Genomic DNA, 19103 nt, shown 5'->3' on the forward strand with positions numbered 1-19103 from the left:
CCAATAAGCTTAGAAGTCATTTGGCATGCGACTCAAGTTAGTATCTCTCAGTTGATTGTTGCCCAAAAACTTGAAGATTCACTTTAGATCAACACCAGCAATATCGATGGGCTGTTCTTGAGTCCACCTAGTTAATATGAGCGACTGAGTAGAAATAGCCCTGAATCCCAATCTGGACTGGATTAAGCAAAAGTTTCTTTGGGTAATTGAGACCTGGGTAAATCATGGCCTGGGGGTAAATCAATCACCACAGGGGTTAATCGTCCTTGAGGATACCGTTGCCAGGCCGGTCGAACCAGGGTTTTAAGTAATTGTCCAAGGGTTTTGAGTTCTCCTTGGGATTTCGGCCAACACCACTGACCAGGCTGACAGAACAAAAGCTGCACCAACTTGCGATATTCAGGTAAACTTAGCTCCTCAAACATCACTCGCAACTCGTGACCAGGCCCCGCTTGTTCCGATCCATGACTGATGGCCTGGGCAAGAAGTTTAAAGTGGGATTTACCAAATTCCAACTCTAAGGTTGTCCCAGGGGGAAGGATAATCGGTGTTTCTAAATCAATAACAGCCCCCCCTTCCGAAAGCAACCGCACCTGGCCGCTCATCTCCCAATCCTTACTAGTTTTTATATCTACAGTTAAGGGCCGCTTTAAGGCAAACCAGAGAAACCCATCCACTTGCGGGCCATCCACACAGGCCATCACCGCCAGGCCCAAAACCAGGAGATTGTAAATACCCCAGGCCAGGCCAATTTGCTCCCAAGGGCCAACCGTCCCCGCTGGTTGCAGCAATGCCCAAGCACAAAACAATAAATTAATGAGAGAGGCCCCCAGTAACAGCAATAACGGCCAGGCCACCCTTCCATTCAAGCGATAATTCCAGCGTTGTCGTCCCTTGGGAGTGACCTGAAATGAGCGTCCAAAGGGAAATAACAGGGTCTGAAACACCGTGATGGTAATCGGTACACATTGCAAAACACTATAAACATCGGACATTAAGGCCGAGCGACTGCGCCCATTCAGCCAGCTAAAACTGCTCAAGGTAACTAAGTAATAGGGCAAGGAATAAAATATCCAAGCGGCAATCGTGGCTTTAATCGGCACCAGGCCCAGGCCATTGGCCACTAAGGGCAAGAGCAAGAAAATTAAACGAATGGGGCTATGAAACCATTGGACTAACCCCTCTAGGTGGGCGATCCGTTGTTGTCGGTTTAGGCCGGAAATGGTTAAGGGATTCGCCCCTACAAAAAAAGACTGCAAACTCCCCCTCGCCCAACGCAACCGCTGTTGAATATGTCCTGCTAAGTCATCGGCACAAAGCCCAGCACTTAAACTTTCTTCTAGGTACAACACCCGATAGCCAAGACTATTCAGCCGCACCCCCGTCAAATAATCTTCGCTCAGAGTATCAACATCAAATCCTCCGACCGCTTCCAATGCTGCCCGCCGCACTACAAACGCACTCCCATAGCAAATGGCAGACTCGACGGCATCCCGCAAAACTTGATAATGGCGGGAAAATATTTCCACTTCCTGGGGCAGAGTATCAGTTAAGCCAAGGTTACGGGCTACAGGATCATGGTTATAAAAGCTCTGATAGGTTTGCAAAAGGCCAACGGTTGCATCCGCAAAAAAGCCGACTGTCCGGGTTAAAAAATTACGGGTTGGCACAAAGTCAGCATCAAAGACCACCACCAGTTCCCCCTGGCAAAACTCCAGGCCATGATTGAGATTTCCAGCTTTGGCATGGAGATTATTAGGGCGCGTCAAATAATGACAGCCGAGAATGGCAGCCAGTTCTCTCACCTCAGGGCGGCGGGTATCGTCTAGCAAAAAGATTTCAACGTTTTCATAATCCAAAGCCTGACACCCGACAATCGTTCGCTTGAGAATATTCAGGGGTTCATCGTAGGTAGGAATTAAGATATCAACCTTGGGGGCATAAACCGCGGTCTGGATTGGGGCTAAGGATTGTTGGGACTGGAGATGAGGATCGGAGACCGGGTCAACCTTGGGGCGTTCATAAAGCAGCCAATTTAACTGCCAGGCTTGCCCGGCCAAAACCAACAATTCCAGGCCTAAGAAACCCACACTCACCACCGCAGCAGAGGGAGAGTCAAAGTTTAAGGTCGTCAGCACCCGCCACAAAACATAACGCACCAATAGAGCCAGGAGAATTGCCACCATCACTGCCCGTGACCACAATTGGGGTTTGGGACACAATCGGGTCAAGCCCCAGGCCAGGCCCCAACATGAGAGGGGAATCAACCATAGATAAATCTCTGGTAGGCCGGTAGTATCCAGCCAAACGAGAGGGACTTGGGCCTGAATAGTCCGACTGTGCAGGGGAGCTAAGAAACTAGCATCTGACCACCATTTCCACCAGAGCACCGCCAGGCCGCAGCCAATCGCCATTAGGCACCAAAGCCTTAGGGAAAAAAAAGGAATTGTCAGAGACCGGCGAGGAGAAGGAACAGTCATGGAGTTAAATATCTCAAACAAACCAGCAGCCAGGTCAAACCCTACCAAACCTGTGGCATTTATGAGGCTGACGTTAGCTTCATTAGACCCCAAGCACTGAGGCGATAACCATGATAGTGATCACAGGTTGATAGATTTGCACTTCATCAGGGCCAGGGTAACCCCCTCCTGGAATGACGTAAGAACTGTTCCGATGTTTCCTAGCCTAGGAGCATGGTGGAGATAGCCTAGAGTTGAAACTCTCCTTTAAGTTGGCTCACCCAGGCCTGGATGCGGGAGTCAGTTAGTTCCGCTTGATTATCCTCATCCAAAGCTAGACCCACAAACTTGCCATTTTTAACCGCCTTAGATTCATTAAAGTCATACCCCTCTGTGGGCCAATATCCCACCGTCTTGCCCCCCAAACGAGAGATTTCTGCCTCTAAAATCCCCAGGGCATCCATAAAGTTGTCAGCATAGCCCACCTGATCCCCAGGCCCAAAGTAAGCCACCTGTTTGCCTGCAAAGTCAAGGTCAGCCAAGTCCAGGAAAAAAGCCTCCCAATCACTTTGGAGTTCGCCAATATTCCAAGTTGGACAGCCAATAATTAAGCAAGGGTAGTTGGCTAAATCATCGGGGCTGGCCTGGGCAATATCCTGCACCTCCACCACATCCCCACCCCAGGCCTGGGCAATTCTCTCGGCAATATCGGCCGTGTTTCCCATCTGAGAGCCATAAAACAAACCAATTTTCGTCATCTAAATTTCTCCAAATACAACTCATTGATCAGGCAAAAGTTAAAAGCAAAATCTAAACCTGAAAATCTAGAGATTTACTTCTAGCTTCTGCCTCATTCCTGGCTACCTAAACATCGCTAATGGCATCAATGGCCTGGGAGATGCGCCGAAAATCAAACCCCATCGCCCGTAAAGCGTGCCAGAGATGACCTTGAAGGAAAAAGAATGCCAAGAAGAAATGGGCATTAGCCAACCAGGCCCGGGCCGTGTGTACGCCATAGGGTAAATCCGTCGCAGTGTCAGCAAAGTAGGGACAAATCCCCAGCCGAATTTCTAAGGGCGGGCCGTAAAACTCCGCAGGATAGGCCAGGGTGTTGACCGCACAAAAATAAGCTGCTACAAAACCAGCCAAGGCAATCCCCCCCAAGGAATAGGACAGAATTGCTTCTCCCGAAAAAATAAGCACTTTGCGGGCCCAGGGTAAGGGGGGAACTAAGATATGCCAAACTCCGCCCCCAATGAGCAACAAGCCCACATAAATATGTCCACCAACTAAATCTTCAAGGCTACTAATGCTCGCAAAGTGGGTTTGATAACTGTAGATCACTAGGGGGTCAAGGGTCGGTTGGCTAATGATGCGGACGGTTTCCGTGGTGGCATCGTAGAGTCCGCCCCAATACATGGCCTTAGCCACGAGCAATAAAGCTCCAGCCCCCAAAAAGAGCAGATGATGGCCGAGAATAATCCCTAACTGCTTGGGATCATCCCAGGCAAAATGAAAGCGGCGGGCCTGGCCTTTAGCAGTTTCAAGACTTTCAGGTGCTCGCAGAAGATGGAACAGTGCCCCCGCCCCCAAGACCGCCGAAGCAATCAGATGCACAACCCCAACCACAAAATAGGGATAGGTATCTGTGACTTGTCCACCATCGCCCAGCCCCAGGCCCAGGGTGGCCAAATGCGGTAGCAGAATCAGGCCCTGCTCCCCCATCGGTTGACTGGCATCAAACAGGGAAATTTCATAGAGGGTAAACGCCCCGGCCCAAAAAACCGTGAGTGCCGCTTGGGCCACATGGGCCGAAATAAACAACCCAGACTTTTCCGCAAAGCGCGCATTACCGGCCCACCAGTCATAGTTAACGGTTGCCTGGCCATAGGTCTGCATCCCAGCACTAGCAGTTATGGGTCTGGGTGGGGATGATCCAGGTAAGGGATCCGTTGCCATAGTCATAGAGATACACCTCACTAATGAGAATAGTTTTGATCAATTTTGGGAAGCCGCTCAAATCCGTTTTGACAAAGAAGGATAACTGACAATTCCGTCCCCCTTGGACAGCCCTGAAAATAATCGAGATCAAGGCACAAAATGAAACCCCTCGGTGTGAACCCAGGCTTTTCGATGTAATTCAGTCTTAGGAGACGCGAATTTAGGAGAGAACAATTATCCTTCTATTGAAATAGATTCTCAATAACTTCTAGGCAATATCCTAAGACATTAAATGCGATTAATTATCAATAAAGATGTAACTTTTTATTAAGAATGTGGTAATAAGACCGGCCAAGACAGAAGTTGGGGGATTGGTGGTGCGCTTAATAATTCTTCATCTCTCAGGTTAAGAATTACCCCGAAAGCAGGATTGACAACTGTCCAGGTGATAAGTTTAGGCCATAAAGTTCTACTTAAAACTTCCGCACGAACCAAGGTTGGGTTTTAAGTCAGAAAAGGTTCTCAAACGTTGAGGTACTGGAGGCAAACTGTTATGGCTGGTCAACTCCCGGTCTTAAGTCGCACAGCCCGGCTAACACAACCCGTTGTTGGCAATCGAAAACTGTTGCTCTTAATCACCGTCAACACCCTAATTGTTTTTCTGGGCTATTTTGCCTATCGGACTGGCCTAGAACGGGCCCAACATCCTGCTTTTCGGGATGCCCCTAATGTGACCCATCCTTACCAAGAGTTTAAGCCTTAGGCTACCCCGACCTGCTTGACCAAGAAGCTCGCTCCAATGCAGTCGAGAGAGACCAGTGCGGTAGAGTAGAAACAGTGATTGCCGCAAACCGATGACCTCCCCTGTAATTGACTTGGCTGCCTTAGAAAAACAACTCAATGATCTACAAACTACGGCCATTGCTGGTATTAAGGCGGCCCAGGCCCTAGGGGAACTTGAGCAACTGCGGATTGGCTATCTCGGCAAAAAGGGGCAACTCTCCATCATTTTGGGGGCAATGGGTAAACTTCCCCCTGCTGATCGGCCCCGTCTAGGCGCGTTGGCTAACATTCTCAAAGATGAGGTTCAGGCCAGTCTTGAGCAAAAAAAAGCAGCCCTCCAAACGGCCCAAATCGAAGCTCAACTCGCCGCCGAAACCCTTGATGTCACGATGCCAGGTTGTTACCGTCCCCAAGGACGAATTCATCCCCTCAATGCCACCATGGATCGAATTATTGATATTTTCATTGGCCTGGGCTACATGGTGGATGAAGGGCCGGAAATGGAAACAGACTATTACAACTTCCAAGCCCTGAACACCCCCCCAGATCATCCGGCCCGGGATATGCAGGATACCTTTTATTTACCCGATGGGAACCTCCTCAGGACTCACACCTCATCGATCCAAATTCGCCACATGGAGTTAAATGATCCTCCCATCCGTCTGATTGCCCCTGGCCGGTGTTTTCGTCGTGATACCGAAGATGCGACCCATGCCGCCGTGTTTCATCAGTTGGAAATTTTGGCCATTGATGAGGGGTTAACGTTTACGGACTTGAAGGGAACGGTGAAGTCTTTCTTGATGGAAATTTTTGGTGATGTTCCAATTCGTTTCCGGGCCAGTTACTTCCCCTTTACCGAGCCTTCTGCTGAGGTGGATGTGGAATGGAATGGTCGTTGGCTGGAGGTGATGGGGTGCGGCATGGTGGATCCCAATGTCCTCAAAAATGTCGGCTACGATCCGGAAATATATAGCGGTTTTGCGGCTGGCCTGGGAATTGAGCGGTTTACGATGGTTCTGCACCAAATTGATGACATTCGCCGCCTCTATAGCAGTGATCTCCGTTTTCTTCAACAATTTTAATGATAATGGAAACCCAAGAAATTAAAATCTGAGTTGACGCAGCATTGGCAGATTGGGTTAAGGCGGCAACTCTTAAAATAAGTCATGCAAGAACGGAGTTAAAGTGCCGAGGCCGATAACCTAACGTAGAAACTAATCACTAAGATTTTGAGCGACTCATAACCTATGTTTATTTTCAGAGGCTAGCATCATTATCAATGCATTTATCTTGGCAAGAAGTACAGTGACTCAAGCCCCACAATAGCCTTTATTATTAGCCTTACTGGAACTATCGTCAAAACTTAATTCAGTCCTATAGTACGAAAAAATTTAAGCTATTGCTGTGGCCAAATAAGAGAATTTTCTGCAAGTTTTTATCGAGATCTAAAAATTATCAAAGTTAATTTAGTAAAGCTTGTAGTGATTGAGTCAATATTGGCAATTGCAGAAAAACTGATAAGTCTCGTGTAGAGGCTTACATTAAAAATAGAGATATTTTATGAGCCTTGTAAAATATCAGAAACCTGCTGTATCGATTCTTCAGACTGTCTCTCTCATCAACAATTCACCCTCGCCAGATCAGTTCAGAAAAGTTTGTCTAACGCTAGGAATCTAAGCGATGAACAGTGTGGTACTCTTGCCATAATCCCCAGGCGATGGGCAGGAGTTAATCCAAGTTACGTTAAGGATGAGAGTCTTGTGAGTACGCCACGTCTATTGGTTGTTTTGAATGGGAAGGGCGGAGTCGGGAAAACCACAACAGCCATCAATTTAGCCGCCACCTTTGCTGAAACCCAGAAAGTTCTTTTGGTAGATGCAGATCCGCAGGCCTCGGCCACTTGGTGGTTTCAACGGCATGGCTTACCCATGGATTTTGATTTGGCTCAGGAACAAGACCCCAAGCTCCTGGGTAAAGTGCGGCAACTCCCCAACTATGACTTGGTTGTGGTAGATACCCCCCCCTCCCTATCTGCCAACTCCCTGGCCGCCGTTGTTCCCATCGCCGATTATCTCCTCCTGCCCACCCAACCCGCCCCCATTGACCTTGCGGCCCTGATTGAGACGATTAAAGCCATTGTTCAGCCTAGTCACGTCCCCCATCGCGTTCTATTAACCCAAGTAGATCCCCGCAGCATTCCCGAAGCCCTAGAAGCCCAAAATACGCTCCTCCAACTGGGTATTGCCACCTGTCATGCTTTTATTCGTTCCTACAAAGCCCACCAACGGGCGGCCCTGGATGGAGTCCCCATTACCCAGTGGAAAGGTAATCATGCCAAAGAAGCCACTGCCGATTATCGCCGCGTTGCCGATGAAATCCAAAGAGATTGGCGCACAGCTTAACAACTGAAAGCCGTCAACATTCATAAAACAGCAACCAAAGTTAAATCATTGTTGCGTAACTCTGAGGCTTCCTAAGCTTTAGCGATAAACTGATCAAATAGGCAGACAGTTTCCGCTGCCCTCTGCCCCTAAACTATTGCCACCTGATTTCTAAACCATGCTCAATCCCAACCTGGATGCTATTCAACTAGAAAAAGACGAGTACGAACGCTATTCTCGACATTTGATTTTGCCGGAAGTAGGCTTAGATGGCCAAAAACGCTTGAAGGCGGCGCGAGTGCTCTGTATTGGGACAGGGGGCCTGGGTTCACCCCTCCTCCTCTACCTAGCAGCGGCTGGCATTGGGCATCTGGGGATTGTTGATTTTGACATTGTGGATAGCTCCAACCTGCAACGCCAGGTCATTCACGGCACATCCTGGGTCGGTAAACCAAAGATTGAGTCTGCTAAAAATCGGATTTTAGAAATTAATCCCCGTTGTCAAGTCGAGCTTTACCCAACCCGCCTAAGTGCCGCCAATGCGCTGCAAATTGTTGAACAATACGACATTGTGGTGGATGGGACAGATAATTTTCCAACTCGGTACCTCGTTAACGATGCCTGTGTCCTCCTGAACAAACCGAATGTCTATGGCTCGATTTTTCGGTTTGAGGGCCAGGCCACCGTCTTTAACTATGAAGATGGCCCCAATTATCGGGATCTCTATCCAGAGCCACCGCCCCCAGGCCTGGTTCCCTCCTGCGCCGAAGGTGGGGTTTTGGGGATTCTCCCAGGCATTATTGGGGTGATTCAAGCCACCGAAACCATCAAGATCATTCTTGGGCAGGGGACAACCCTGAGTGGCCGTTTGCTGTTATTTAATGCTTTGGATATGAAATTCCGGGAATTACGACTGCGGCCTAACCCCGTCCGCCCCGTCATTAAGGAGTTGATTGACTACGAAGAGTTTTGTGGAATTTCCCAGGCCAAGGCAGAAGAGGCTAAACAAATGGCAGAGATGCAGGAAATAACGGTCACCGAATTAAAACAACTCTTGGATAGCGATGTCGATGACTATCTCTTAATTGATGTCCGTAATCCCAATGAGTACGAAATTGCCCGCATCCCCGGTGCTGTGCTGATCCCGCTGCCAGAGATTGAAAATGGAGCGGGAGTCGCCAAGGTTAAAGAGCTGCTGAACGGTCATCGCCTGATTGCCCACTGTAAGATGGGAGGACGTTCTGCCAAAGCCTTGGGAATTCTCAACCAGGCCGGCATCCCTGGAACAAATGTCAAAGGCGGGATCAATGCCTGGAGTCAGGACGTTGACCCTTCTGTCCCCACTTACTAAAACCTTTGTTCCCATTGCCCTTGTAACTGGTCGCCCCACTTACCCCCGTAGTTCTTAACTATGCCTAATCCAGCCACTGGCCCAGTACCTGACCGGGGGGGGACAACCGTTAGCCGCTCTTCAGGGGACATGGCTGTGGCTTTGCTGGCCACCACGCTGGATCAATTACGGCAGCAAACAGAACTGGCGGCTTTGTGGCCCTTGGTGATTGATTTTCTCTGCCAATTATCTGGAGTCCATCTAGTTTGGCTAGCCACCTATCAAAGTGCTGATAAATCTCTCCAAGGGCAGGGGGGACAGACCGCTGTGGGTGCTCCGAATTTCTTGAAGCAACGCTTTCCCGCCATGGCAGGGGGGCTGTTGGATCAGGTGATTATGCAGAAACATCTGGTCTCTGTGCCAGATTTACAAGCGGAACCGCGAGCGGGGGAATGGTGTCGGGTTGCCAAAAAACTGCGAATTCAGGGCACCGTTGTTTATCCCATTAGTCTCAGAGATGATTGTCTGGGGCTGGTCTTGATTGGCTCTAACCACTGGGGGGAAATTCTGCGGGGTCAAGAACACCATTTCGTCTCGATTTTGCTCTCTGGCCTAGCCCAAGAAATGCACCGTTTAATCACTCCCCTCTCCCGCTCAACTCCAGCTCCTATCCCCCAGCCGTCCCCAGCCCCCCATCTGCCAAAACTTAGTGATCTACCGCCCCCCATTGAGGTTACCCCCACCCCCCTTGATGCCACCCTAGCCAGCCAATTACTACAAGAGGTGAGTCAAGCACCTACCCTAACAGCCCGAATTGATGGACTCCTCCAACGAGTACAGCAGGCCATTCAGCCCGCCCATACCAGCCTGTTTACTTGGCAAGCTGAAACCCAGGATTATCTCCGCCGCCGTACTACCGCTAACAAGCCCCTCCCACGGGAAAATGAACGCAAGAATGTCCTAATTCCAGCCCAAGTGATTCCGGCGTTTTGCCAGACTCTCCGCAGTGGTCAGGTTGTGGCCATTAGTGATGCCCATGGCCTAGTCAGTTCCCAATCGCCCATTCCCCTCCTCCAATTGCTAAAAGCCACGGCAATCCTGGCTGCTCCTGTGATGATGGGGGAGCAACTCTGGGGGTTCTTAATCGCCGATATGCCCCAATCCCGGATTTGGTCAGAGGCCGACCGGCAAATGTTACGAGTTGCAGCGCAATTTCTAGCACTGTTCACCCCGGTAGAGGCTGCTGAATCCCAGTTGGAAAAAGCCGAACAAGCCCGAATATTCGCCAGTGGTCTCACCCAGGCCATTTGTTCGGATCAAGATTGGCAAGGGGTATTACGCCAGGCCTGTGAGCAATTAGTGAATCACCTCCAAGCCCAAGCCATTCTTCTGGTTCGCCACGACCCCGATACGGGTGCTTTTACCGTTGCACATCAACACCCACTCCCCAGGGGCCGGGCGGGCCTGGTCAAATTAGCGGCCTTGAGTAGTTTAGATTGGCGAAACCTATCCAATAAGTCTGATCCAGAAGTCATTAATGATCTGGCCCAGGATTTACGGTTGATCAGTTGGCATCAAGCGTTATTAAGCCTCCATTGTCCGGCTTGGCTTGTCATTCCCACCCAGGCCACGGGCACACCCAGTCATTTTCTGTTGATGGGTCGCAACAATGGGGCCGCTTGGTTAGAGCAGGACTTACAACTAGCCCAAATGATTGCCCGCCAGTTGGGAGTGTTAACCCAGCAATGGCAACTTCAACAACAAACACAGCAACAGCAACACCTTTACAATGCCCTCCAACGGGGCTTAGTGGCCATCCAAAAAACCCAAAATTTAGAGCGACTGGAGTTGGCCAGCATTCAAAATTTGATGGAACTGCTCCAGGCCCCCCTTGCGGCTCTGATTACCTGGCAGCCCGGCCAAACCCAAGGTTGGATTATTGCCCCAGCCCAAGTTCTCCCTAAGTTTAGTATTCGCGCCAACTATGAAATTGACATCAACCGCGATCCCCTGATCCAGGCCGCCTTGGAAATGTCCCAGGCCGATGAATCTACGTTCCTCAACCATCCCCACCCCTATCCAGAGGTGATTCAACTCAGCCCCACTGATCTCGCTCCAGAAACCCGGGAATGGCTCACAGGTCAAGACATTGGTCAAGTTTTAGCGATGGCCCTGCGTACCGATCCGGAATATCAACCCTCTGGGGTCGTGATTGTCGCTGATCGCCAAGATCGCAGCTGGCCCCCGGCCTATTTGGAAGCCCTGATTACCCTCGTCAATCACTTGGCGTATGCCCACCGGAGTATTTCCTTATCCAACGTTCTGATTGAGGGCTGGCAGCGGTTAGAGATGCTCAATTGGTATAAACACCGGCGAATTGAAAATCTCTACCGGGATCTCGGCGGTACTTATCAGCAACTCTATCAGGGGTTAACCAGTAATCCTCCCGTTGCTCTCTCCCAACTAGCTCGCACCGGCCAGCAGTTTCAAAGCCAACTCACCAGCTTAGTTCCCCTGCTGCAACAAGAGGCCTGGGAGCTAAAACCAGCGATGGGACAACAGCAAGAATCCCTGGGCCTCTCGACATTGTTGAGACGTTCCCTCGAGCGAATTGAGTCCCTCGTCAAACAGAAGCAACTGTGGACACAGGTACATAATCCAGAAATGCTGTCGGTCACGGGGGATATTGCCAAGATTGATTTAGTTTTGCAGGAACTCTTGTTGTGCGCGGCCCAACGCTCCCAGGCCCAGGGACGGATTGATATTTGGTGTCAGGCCATTGATAGCCAGTGGCTTGAACTTTCGATTACAGACGATGGCCAGATTGACCCCCGCCTGCTCATTGATCTCCACCATCGGCAACACCTGGATTGGTTAGCCCCCTCAACCCTCGATCAACCGCCTGGGCGACATCTGCGGGCCTGTTTTGGGATTGTGGAGCAACTAGGCGCAACCCTAGACCTGTATAAACTAGAGGATGGTCGTGTCCTGAGTCGATTGATTTTACCCTTACAGGTTTCGGCCTAAGTTGCCAATATCCCTCATTTGCACCCGTGACTATCCCCACAGATCTCCAACTCAGCAGTTACGATTACGAGTTACCCCCTGAACTGATTGCCCAGGCCCCTGCCGAACCCCGCGATAGTTCCCGGCTGCTCGTGTTTAGCCCTACGGGGATTGCCCATCATCAGTTTCGAGATCTTCCCCAGTGCTTGCGGCCAGGCGACCTCTTAGTCCTCAATAACACGCGGGTGATTCCGGCCCGGTTGCGGGGGCAAAAAATCGGTCAAATTCCTGTCCCGGTGGAAGTCTTGCTTCTGGCTGAAAAAACACCGCGCCAATGGCTGGGCCTGGTAAAACCCGGCAGACGAATCCGCCCTGGGCATATCCTGGAGTTTCTGGATCGGACGGACAAGGAAAGGATTTATCGGGCCGAAATCCTCGCCTATGACCCCAAAACCCGTGGCCGCCTGATTGAGTTTGATTTACCCCCTGGCGAACGACTTTTAGATCATCTAGACAACTTCGGGGAAATGCCTCTGCCGCCCTATATTGATGGCCAGCCGGCCCGCCCTGAGCAATATCAAACGGTTTATGGACAAATTCCCGGTGCAGTGGCGGCCCCAACGGCAGGTTTACACTTTACCCCCGGCCTGTTAATCACCCTCAAACATCACGGCATTAACCATTGTTTTGTGACCCTCCATGTCGGCCTAGGCACGTTTCGCCCGCTTGAACTTGAAGATGTCACCCAACATGAACTCCACCAAGAATGGATCGAAGTTGGCCTTGAAACCGTTGAGCAAATCCAGAAAACCCAGGCCAGCGGGGGACGAATCATTGCTGTGGGGACAACCGTTGTTCGCTCTTTAGAAACAGCCGCCCAAGGCGGAATACTGGCTCCATTTTGTGGAGAATCTAACCTGTTTATCTATCCGGGTTATCAATGGCAAGTGGTCGAGGGTTTAATCACCAACTTTCATTTACCCCGCTCCAGTTTATTGCTTCTCGTCAGTGCCTTAATTGGGCGAAACGCCTTACTCAACCTCTATAACTTGGCGATCCAGGCCCGCTATCGGTTTTACTCCTTTGGTGATGCCATGCTCCTGTTACCCTAGAGACTGTCCCAGCACTTGCTTGGTTTTCCCTTGGTTGGGGGGCTGTCTTTACCCAGGCCTGGGGGTGGAGGGGATAGACAAGGGGGCTGAGAGTGCCTATACTGAAGTTCTAAATTTTCTGTTGAGATTCCGCCACAGGAGGCCAGCATTTCTGAACCACTCTCCCTCACGGTAAGTTTACGAGGCACCCGCGAGATTAGGGACAATTTGCAACTGTTTCGCCTCACTGGTTTAATTGATGCTTTTTCAGAGCCTGCCTTTCGGAAAGTTTTGACCAAGTGCATCGAGGAAGGGCCGCAGCATTTGATCTTAGACTTGTCGAAAATTGAGTTTATTGATAGCTCTGGCCTGGGGGTTTTGGTGCAATTGGCCAAAAAAGTTCAAGATGGCGGTGGCACCTTGCAAATTGTCAGTAATCCTCGTGTTACCCAAACCGTTAAGTTGGTGCGGTTGGAAAAATTCCTCTCCCTGCAACCGGACTTGAGCACGGCTCTGGCCAACATAGAAACCGCAGACTCGGCCGGCAAATAAGATCTCGTTCTTCCTCTCCCGTAATGTCCCAGGCCATGGCAGCATCAGGTTATCCATTGTTGATTCCGGGGCCTGGTCGTCAGTCTGCTCCCCATCAATATCCACCCGCAGCCTGGGCCTATTTGGGCGATAGCATTTATGAATTGTTTATTCGCTCCCTTTGCTTAAACCCACCCCGGAGAATGGGAGATTATCATCGCCGTGTTGTTGAGCACGTCAAAGCCGAAAGCCAGGCCAAGTACCTACACAATATTTTGATGCATCTCACCCCCCAAGAACTGGAGATTATCCGCCAGGGACGGAATGCTGCCACTGCCGGGCCAAAGCGAGTGTCTGCCCAAATCTATCAACAGGCCACGAGCCTCGAAGCCCTTTTAGGCTATTTATACATTTCCCAGCCCAATCGGTTAACAGAAATTCTGACCCTTCTCCAGGCCGAGATATTGCTGACCGATCCAGCGACTCCTGCCCCGTGATCCCAAATTAAATCTGAAATTTCAGGAAGTCATTGGGGTTTACCGAGTTAATCATTGTTGCAAGGGCGATCAAATTCGGCCGGAATTAGAACGCAACGACTAGATTGTAAGAGACGACTGGGAGAACCGCATCCTATGAATTTATTGGATCAACTGCGCCAAATGACCGTTGTGGTGGCTGATACCGGCGATATCCAGGCCATTGAACAATTTACGCCGCGGGATGCAACCACCAACCCCTCCCTGATTACGGCCGCTGCCCAAATGTCGGAATACCAGGCCATTGTGGACGAAACCTTACTCAAAGCCAAAGCCGATTTAGGAACTGGTGCAACGGAAAAAGACATTACCTCCCTCGCCTTTGATCGGTTAGCCGTGGCCTTTGGCTTAAAGATTTTACAAATTATTCCCGGTCGTGTTTCCACAGAAGTCGATGCGCGCCTCTCCTATGACACCGAAGCCACAATTAAAAAAGCCCGTGAATTGATTGCCCAATATGCGGTAGCCGGAGTTGGCCCAGATCGGGTCTTGATTAAAATTGCCTCAACCTGGGAAGGCATTAAAGCTGCTGAGGTGCTGGAGAAAGAGGGAATCCATTGCAATTTAACCCTACTCTTTGGCTTACACCAGGCCATTGCTTGTGCGGAAGCGGGCGTGACCCTGATTTCTCCCTTTGTCGGGCGGATTTTGGATTGGCATAAAAAAAGTACCGGTCGCGCAAGCTATGAACCCCATGAAGATCCGGGCGTAGTTTCCGTCACCACTATTTACAACTATTATAAAAAATTTGGCTATCACACCGAAGTCATGGGGGCTAGCTTCCGCAACATTGGCGAAATTACCGAGTTGGCCGGGTGCGACCTGTTGACCATTTCCCCAGCCCTGCTGGCCCAACTCAAATCCACAGAGGCCGAACTGCCCCGCAAACTGGATCCCTCGAAAGCCCCTGGCCTGGAGATTGAGCGCATTTCCCTAGATCGGGCCACCTTTGACCAAATGCACGCCGCTGATCCGATGGCCTCCGAAAAACTGGATGAAGGCATCAAAGGATTTACCAAAGCCCTAGAAACCCTAGAAGACCTCTTAGCCCGGCGTTTAGCCCGTCTGGAAGGGGAAGCCACCCTCACCCATGCCACGGAAGATATTTTTCATGTCTATGACCTAGATGGGGATGGGATTATTACGCGGGAGGAGTGGCTTGGTTCGGATGCTGTCTTTGATGCCTTAGACACCAATCAAGATGGCAAAGTCACCCCAGAAGAGATTGGGGCAGGCCTGGGGGTTGTTTTGCATCTGGCCAAAGTGGGTTAGGGTTCAGAGGATCAGCCTCGGCGTTTTCAGCCCATCCAGGAACCATGAGCTACGGCCTTACTTTTCCTTTAAGGCCCTTGGGGATTGAGGTGCTGGAGGATTCCTCTAGGCTTGTTCTCAGGGCTTGTAGGGCCTGGTGCAGTTGCTCCCTGGCAATTAGGGAAATGTTGTTATGACTACCACCGGAAACCCAAAGGTGAAATTTGGGCGCGTTGGCCCCTTCGTAGAGAGCTTGTCCGTGGGCAAAAGGGATGACTTCATCCGCCTCACCGTGAATGATCAAAACCGGTATCTGGATGTGCCCGAGTTTGGTGATATTGGTAAATTTATCAAAGGGAAAGATTGGGATGGGTGAGGCAACCTGAAAGGCAGAAGTAAAGGTACTTTCTAAAACCAAAGCCGCTGCCTCTACTTCTGTCGCGAGATGAGTGGCCACACCACCTCCAAGGGATCGGCCATAGAGAATGATCTGATTTGGCGGAATCTTCAGGGTTTGGGTTAGGTAGGTATAAGCCACTAGGGCATCGGTATAGGCATTCGCTTCTCCAGGAACGCCAGAGCTTTGACCATAGCCCCGATAATCATAGGCAAAAATGTTAAATCCCCAGTCCCGCAGTTGGTTTAAAAAGGGGCGGATATCGCCGAGGTCTTCAGCATTACCGTGACTGTAAAAAATAGTCCACTTGGCCTGGGGATTGGGTAAATAGAGGGCGGTAATAAACTCTTGGTCTGTAATCGGTATTTGGATAAATTCAGGGGTGATTTCATAACTGGGGCCCTGGGGCTGAAAGATCATCTGATCTGCCCGAAAGAAAAGATAAATGGCTACAGTCACATAGACAAAGAGAATTGACTTGAGGAGTCGCCACCCACTGAATTCTCCAATCAACCATTTTTGGGCCATCGGGATCCCCAGCCTCATTCCTAATGTATAGCGTTATGCAGACTGTTCTGAGAGAGTAGAAATCTTAAAATAAAAAACTGCCCATAAAGCATTTTCTGACTTGTCCCAATAACAGCCCTAAGTGAGTAATGCGATAGAAGGATTAAACCTTTCCAGCCAGAACCGTGGAGAGGTCAAAAGGATTACCCTAGGGAACCACAGCCCCATTGAGCTTCAATAGACCGATTCTAGCCAATTGATAACCTCACTCAGCCTACCCCCCCTAGGAATAGTGCTCCTTAAGGCTATTGACAGAACCTGAATAGACCAGGCCCCGCTGTACATCCAACGTCAAAATTGTCCCTTCTCGAATAATATCTGTAGCATTTTTAACCCCAACAATAACGGGAATACCCAAGCGTAGGCCCAACACCGCGGCGTGACTGGTCAGACTTTCTTCTTCAGTAATAATTCCAGCAGCTTTGCGAATCACGTCCACATAGTCGGCGTTAGTCCGGGATGTGACCAAAATCTCTCCCGGATTAAAAGAGCTAATCCGCGCCCCCTCCGGAATCACTCGGGCTGGCCCACTCACAGAACCATGCCCAATTCCCGCCCCCCGCCCCATAATCGAGGTGACAATTTCCACCTTAATCATGTCCGTTGAGCCAGAAACTCCCTGTAATGTTCCGGCTGTCATTACGACCAAATCCCGTTCAGCAAGCAGGCCCCGCTCTTGGGCAGTATTAATTGCAACTTGGAAGGATTGCCGAATTGAGCCTTGATTGAGGGTGAGTAAAGGCTCCACACCCCACACCAATTGCAGTCGCCGGGCAATATCGAGTTGGGGCGTTGCGGCCAAAATTGGAATCTGGGGCCGAAACTTAGACACATTCCGAGCTGTGGCCCCAGTTTTTGTTTGGGTAATAATCGCTTTGGCATTGAGTTGGGCCGCCACCTGACCCACGGCCTGACTGATAGCGTTGGGAATGGATTGGCCGGGGACTGAGGCAGGGGGAGACCGATGCAGTTGGGCCTGGTCATCCATCCGCATGGCAATCCGGGCCATGGTTGCCACCGCCTCCACGGGGTATTGGCCCATTGCCGTTTCGTTAGACAGCATCACCGCATCGGTTCCGTCCAAAATTGCGTTGGCCACATCAGAGATTTCTGCTCTTGTTGGCCGCGGGGAATTGACCATACTATCGAGCATTTGGGTGGCAGTAATGACTGGAATGCCCAACCGATTGGCCGCCGCAATCAGCCGTTTCTGCAAAATTGGGACATCTTCCGCCGGGAGCTCTACGCCCAAATCCCCCCGAGCCACCATGACCCCATCACAGACCGAGAGCACTGCCTCCATTTGTTCAATGGCTTCGTGTTTTTCAATCTTGGCAATCACAGGGACAGATTTCCCAGCGGCTGAGATCAGTTCCTTAATTTCCAACATATCCTGGGGATTGCGGACAAAGCTGAGGGCAATCCAATCTACCCCTTGGTTTAAGCCAAACATGAGGTCGGCCCGGTCTTTTTCGGTTAAGGCTTTAATGGATAGGTAAACACCAGGGAAATTAACCCCTTTGGCATTGGATAACTGCCCCCCGACCACAACTCGGCAATAGAGTTCCTCTTTGATTTTGTCTATATTCTCAACAACCATCTCCACCCGCCCATCATCAAGGAGGATTGTTGCTCCGGGGGGCACTTCTTTAGCGAGGGGAGGATAGGTAATGGTGCTGATGGTTTCATTACCCAAGAGAATGCGACTGGTGAGGGTAAACTTATCCCCAGGCCGGAGACTGATCTTGCCATTTTCAAATTTACCCAGACGAATTTTCGGCCCCTGCAAGTCTTGGAGGATACCTACGGGCTGGTTTAGCTCATAGGAAATTTGGCGAATTAAACGAATACTCCGTTGATGATCCTCATGGCTGCCGTGGGAAAAGTTGAGGCGTAGGGTTGTTGCTCCGGCTTCAATAATTGCCCTTAACAGTTCTGGACTACTGACGGCAGGGCCAACGGTGGCAACAATTTTGGTTCGACGTTTGAGGAAGCGACTGGGCATTGAAAAGGAATCGGGGACTAGAGATAACTTCAGATTAGAGCATATAGCGTGACACAGGCTGATCGATCGGGTGCAGAGATGCCAAATTTAGGGCGGGTTAATTTTTCTATTGGCCCTAAGTCAAGGGGGGTCGGACTATAGAAAGTATCCTGTGATAGGGCAACTGAGAGGTGAGGGTGTCAAGGGCTGGCCTGGATTCACAAAAAGAACTGAAGAAATAAATTAAACTTCTCCGACCAAAGAGCGAGATTCCTTAAATTTAAACAACCGTTTTGTGACAAATCATCCAGGCCGGGTGGCTCACGCCTCAATTCACTTTACAGACTTCCTCGAACTCATATCACCTGCAAAATAAAGGCTCCAGGGTGACTCAGCTTAAGATTTAGACCGACAAGGGCTAAGCGCAGAGAGACTTTGCTGAGGAATTTGTCCAGATAGTTGTCAAGTTTTGTAAAGAATGTTAACTTCTGTAAAGAAGCTAAAAAGTAAAGCTAAATAACGGAGCGAAATATGAGAAGCGGTTCTATTGTTGACGACCAAGGTAAGATGAACAACTTTGCGATTGAGCCGGAAATGTACGTCATGAACGAGTCTCAGTCAGGATTTACCCCCTACGCTGAATTGTTCAATGGTCGTTTAGCCATGGTTGGCTTTATCTCATTGTTGGCCTTGGAAGTTTTCACCGGCCAGGGTCTCATCGGCTTTCTGACTAGCCTCTAAGTTTTATGCCTCTGGCAGGCTAAGCCAACAGGGTCAGGGTTGTGACGAGGCCCGAGCCTGATGACATAAACTTCGTCAAAAAAATGTCTCTTAATCTCTCTCTTT

15 protein-coding genes are annotated in these 19103 nt (G+C 50.1%); 10 read left to right on the forward strand and 5 right to left on the reverse strand.

The annotated features are described in order from the left end of the window. Positions 1–182: 182 nt before the first annotated feature. From SYN6312_RS10035 to SYN6312_RS10045, 3 genes are all read right to left on the reverse strand, one after another. Positions 183–2414, reverse strand: coding sequence for a glycosyltransferase family 2 protein (locus tag SYN6312_RS10035; RefSeq protein WP_015124764.1), 2232 nt, complete (start codon positions 2412–2414; stop codon positions 183–185). A gap of 293 nt (positions 2415–2707) precedes the next feature. Continuing rightward, entirely contained in the window at positions 2708–3217 is a 510-nt protein-coding gene (fldA, locus tag SYN6312_RS10040) for a flavodoxin FldA (RefSeq protein WP_015124765.1), read from the reverse strand. 106 nt (positions 3218–3323) lie between these two features. Continuing rightward, positions 3324–4358, reverse strand: coding sequence for a chlorophyll a/b binding light-harvesting protein (locus SYN6312_RS10045; protein ID WP_015124766.1), 1035 nt, complete (start codon positions 4356–4358; stop codon positions 3324–3326). 595 nt (positions 4359–4953) lie between these two features. Between SYN6312_RS10045 and SYN6312_RS10055 the strand changes: the two genes are divergently transcribed. The 9 genes from SYN6312_RS10055 (at position 4954) to SYN6312_RS10095 (ending at position 15330) form a co-directional block, all read left to right on the forward strand. Further along, positions 4954–5163, forward strand: a complete 210-nt coding sequence (locus SYN6312_RS10055) for a hypothetical protein (RefSeq protein ID WP_015124767.1) — start codon at positions 4954–4956, stop codon at positions 5161–5163. A 91-nt stretch (positions 5164–5254) separates the two neighbouring features. After that, a complete protein-coding gene (gene pheS / locus SYN6312_RS10060; RefSeq protein ID WP_015124768.1) occupies positions 5255–6265 on the forward strand; it encodes a phenylalanine--tRNA ligase subunit alpha in 1011 nt (336 codons plus the stop codon). Between the two features lie 678 nt (positions 6266–6943). Then, positions 6944–7585 carry a ParA family protein gene (locus tag SYN6312_RS10065; protein ID WP_015124769.1) on the forward strand — a complete coding sequence of 214 codons (642 nt, stop codon included), beginning with the start codon at positions 6944–6946 and terminating at the stop codon, positions 7583–7585. 157 nt (positions 7586–7742) lie between these two features. Then, complete coding sequence (gene moeB, locus SYN6312_RS10070) at positions 7743–8915, forward strand: molybdopterin-synthase adenylyltransferase MoeB (protein WP_015124770.1); 1173 nt, start codon at positions 7743–7745, stop codon at positions 8913–8915. 60 nt (positions 8916–8975) lie between these two features. Beyond that, positions 8976–11921 carry a GAF domain-containing protein gene (locus SYN6312_RS10075; protein WP_015124771.1) on the forward strand — a complete coding sequence of 982 codons (2946 nt, stop codon included), beginning with the start codon at positions 8976–8978 and terminating at the stop codon, positions 11919–11921. 32 nt (positions 11922–11953) lie between these two features. Then, positions 11954–13012 (forward strand): tRNA preQ1(34) S-adenosylmethionine ribosyltransferase-isomerase QueA, encoded by a 1059-nt coding sequence (gene queA, locus SYN6312_RS10080; protein WP_371257402.1) that lies wholly within the window; start codon positions 11954–11956, stop codon positions 13010–13012. Positions 13013–13159: 147 nt separating this feature from the next. Next, the gene (locus tag SYN6312_RS10085) at positions 13160–13543 is read left to right on the forward strand and encodes an STAS domain-containing protein (protein WP_041430818.1); all 384 of its coding nucleotides are present in this window, start codon (positions 13160–13162) and stop codon (positions 13541–13543) included. 35 nt (positions 13544–13578) lie between these two features. Continuing rightward, positions 13579–14019 (forward strand): Mini-ribonuclease 3, encoded by a 441-nt coding sequence (locus tag SYN6312_RS10090; protein WP_156804777.1) that lies wholly within the window; start codon positions 13579–13581, stop codon positions 14017–14019. A gap of 135 nt (positions 14020–14154) precedes the next feature. Beyond that, positions 14155–15330 carry a transaldolase gene (locus SYN6312_RS10095; protein WP_015124775.1) on the forward strand — a complete coding sequence of 392 codons (1176 nt, stop codon included), beginning with the start codon at positions 14155–14157 and terminating at the stop codon, positions 15328–15330. A 49-nt stretch (positions 15331–15379) separates the two neighbouring features. Here SYN6312_RS10095 and SYN6312_RS10100 read toward each other — a convergent pair whose 3' ends face one another. Then, complete coding sequence (locus tag SYN6312_RS10100) at positions 15380–16234, reverse strand: alpha/beta hydrolase (RefSeq protein WP_015124776.1); 855 nt, start codon at positions 16232–16234, stop codon at positions 15380–15382. A gap of 262 nt (positions 16235–16496) precedes the next feature. Next, positions 16497–18278 (reverse strand): pyruvate kinase, encoded by a 1782-nt coding sequence (gene pyk / locus SYN6312_RS10105; RefSeq protein ID WP_015124777.1) that lies wholly within the window; start codon positions 18276–18278, stop codon positions 16497–16499. 510 nt (positions 18279–18788) lie between these two features. On the opposite strand from pyk, the gene SYN6312_RS10110 reads away from it, so the two are divergent. Beyond that, the gene (locus SYN6312_RS10110; RefSeq protein ID WP_015124778.1) at positions 18789–18998 is read left to right on the forward strand and encodes a chlorophyll a/b-binding protein; all 210 of its coding nucleotides are present in this window, start codon (positions 18789–18791) and stop codon (positions 18996–18998) included. Positions 18999–19103: the final 105 nt, after the last annotated feature.

Source organism: Synechococcus sp. PCC 6312, assembly GCF_000316685.1.
GTDB lineage: Bacteria > Cyanobacteriota > Cyanobacteriia > Thermosynechococcales > Thermosynechococcaceae > Pseudocalidococcus.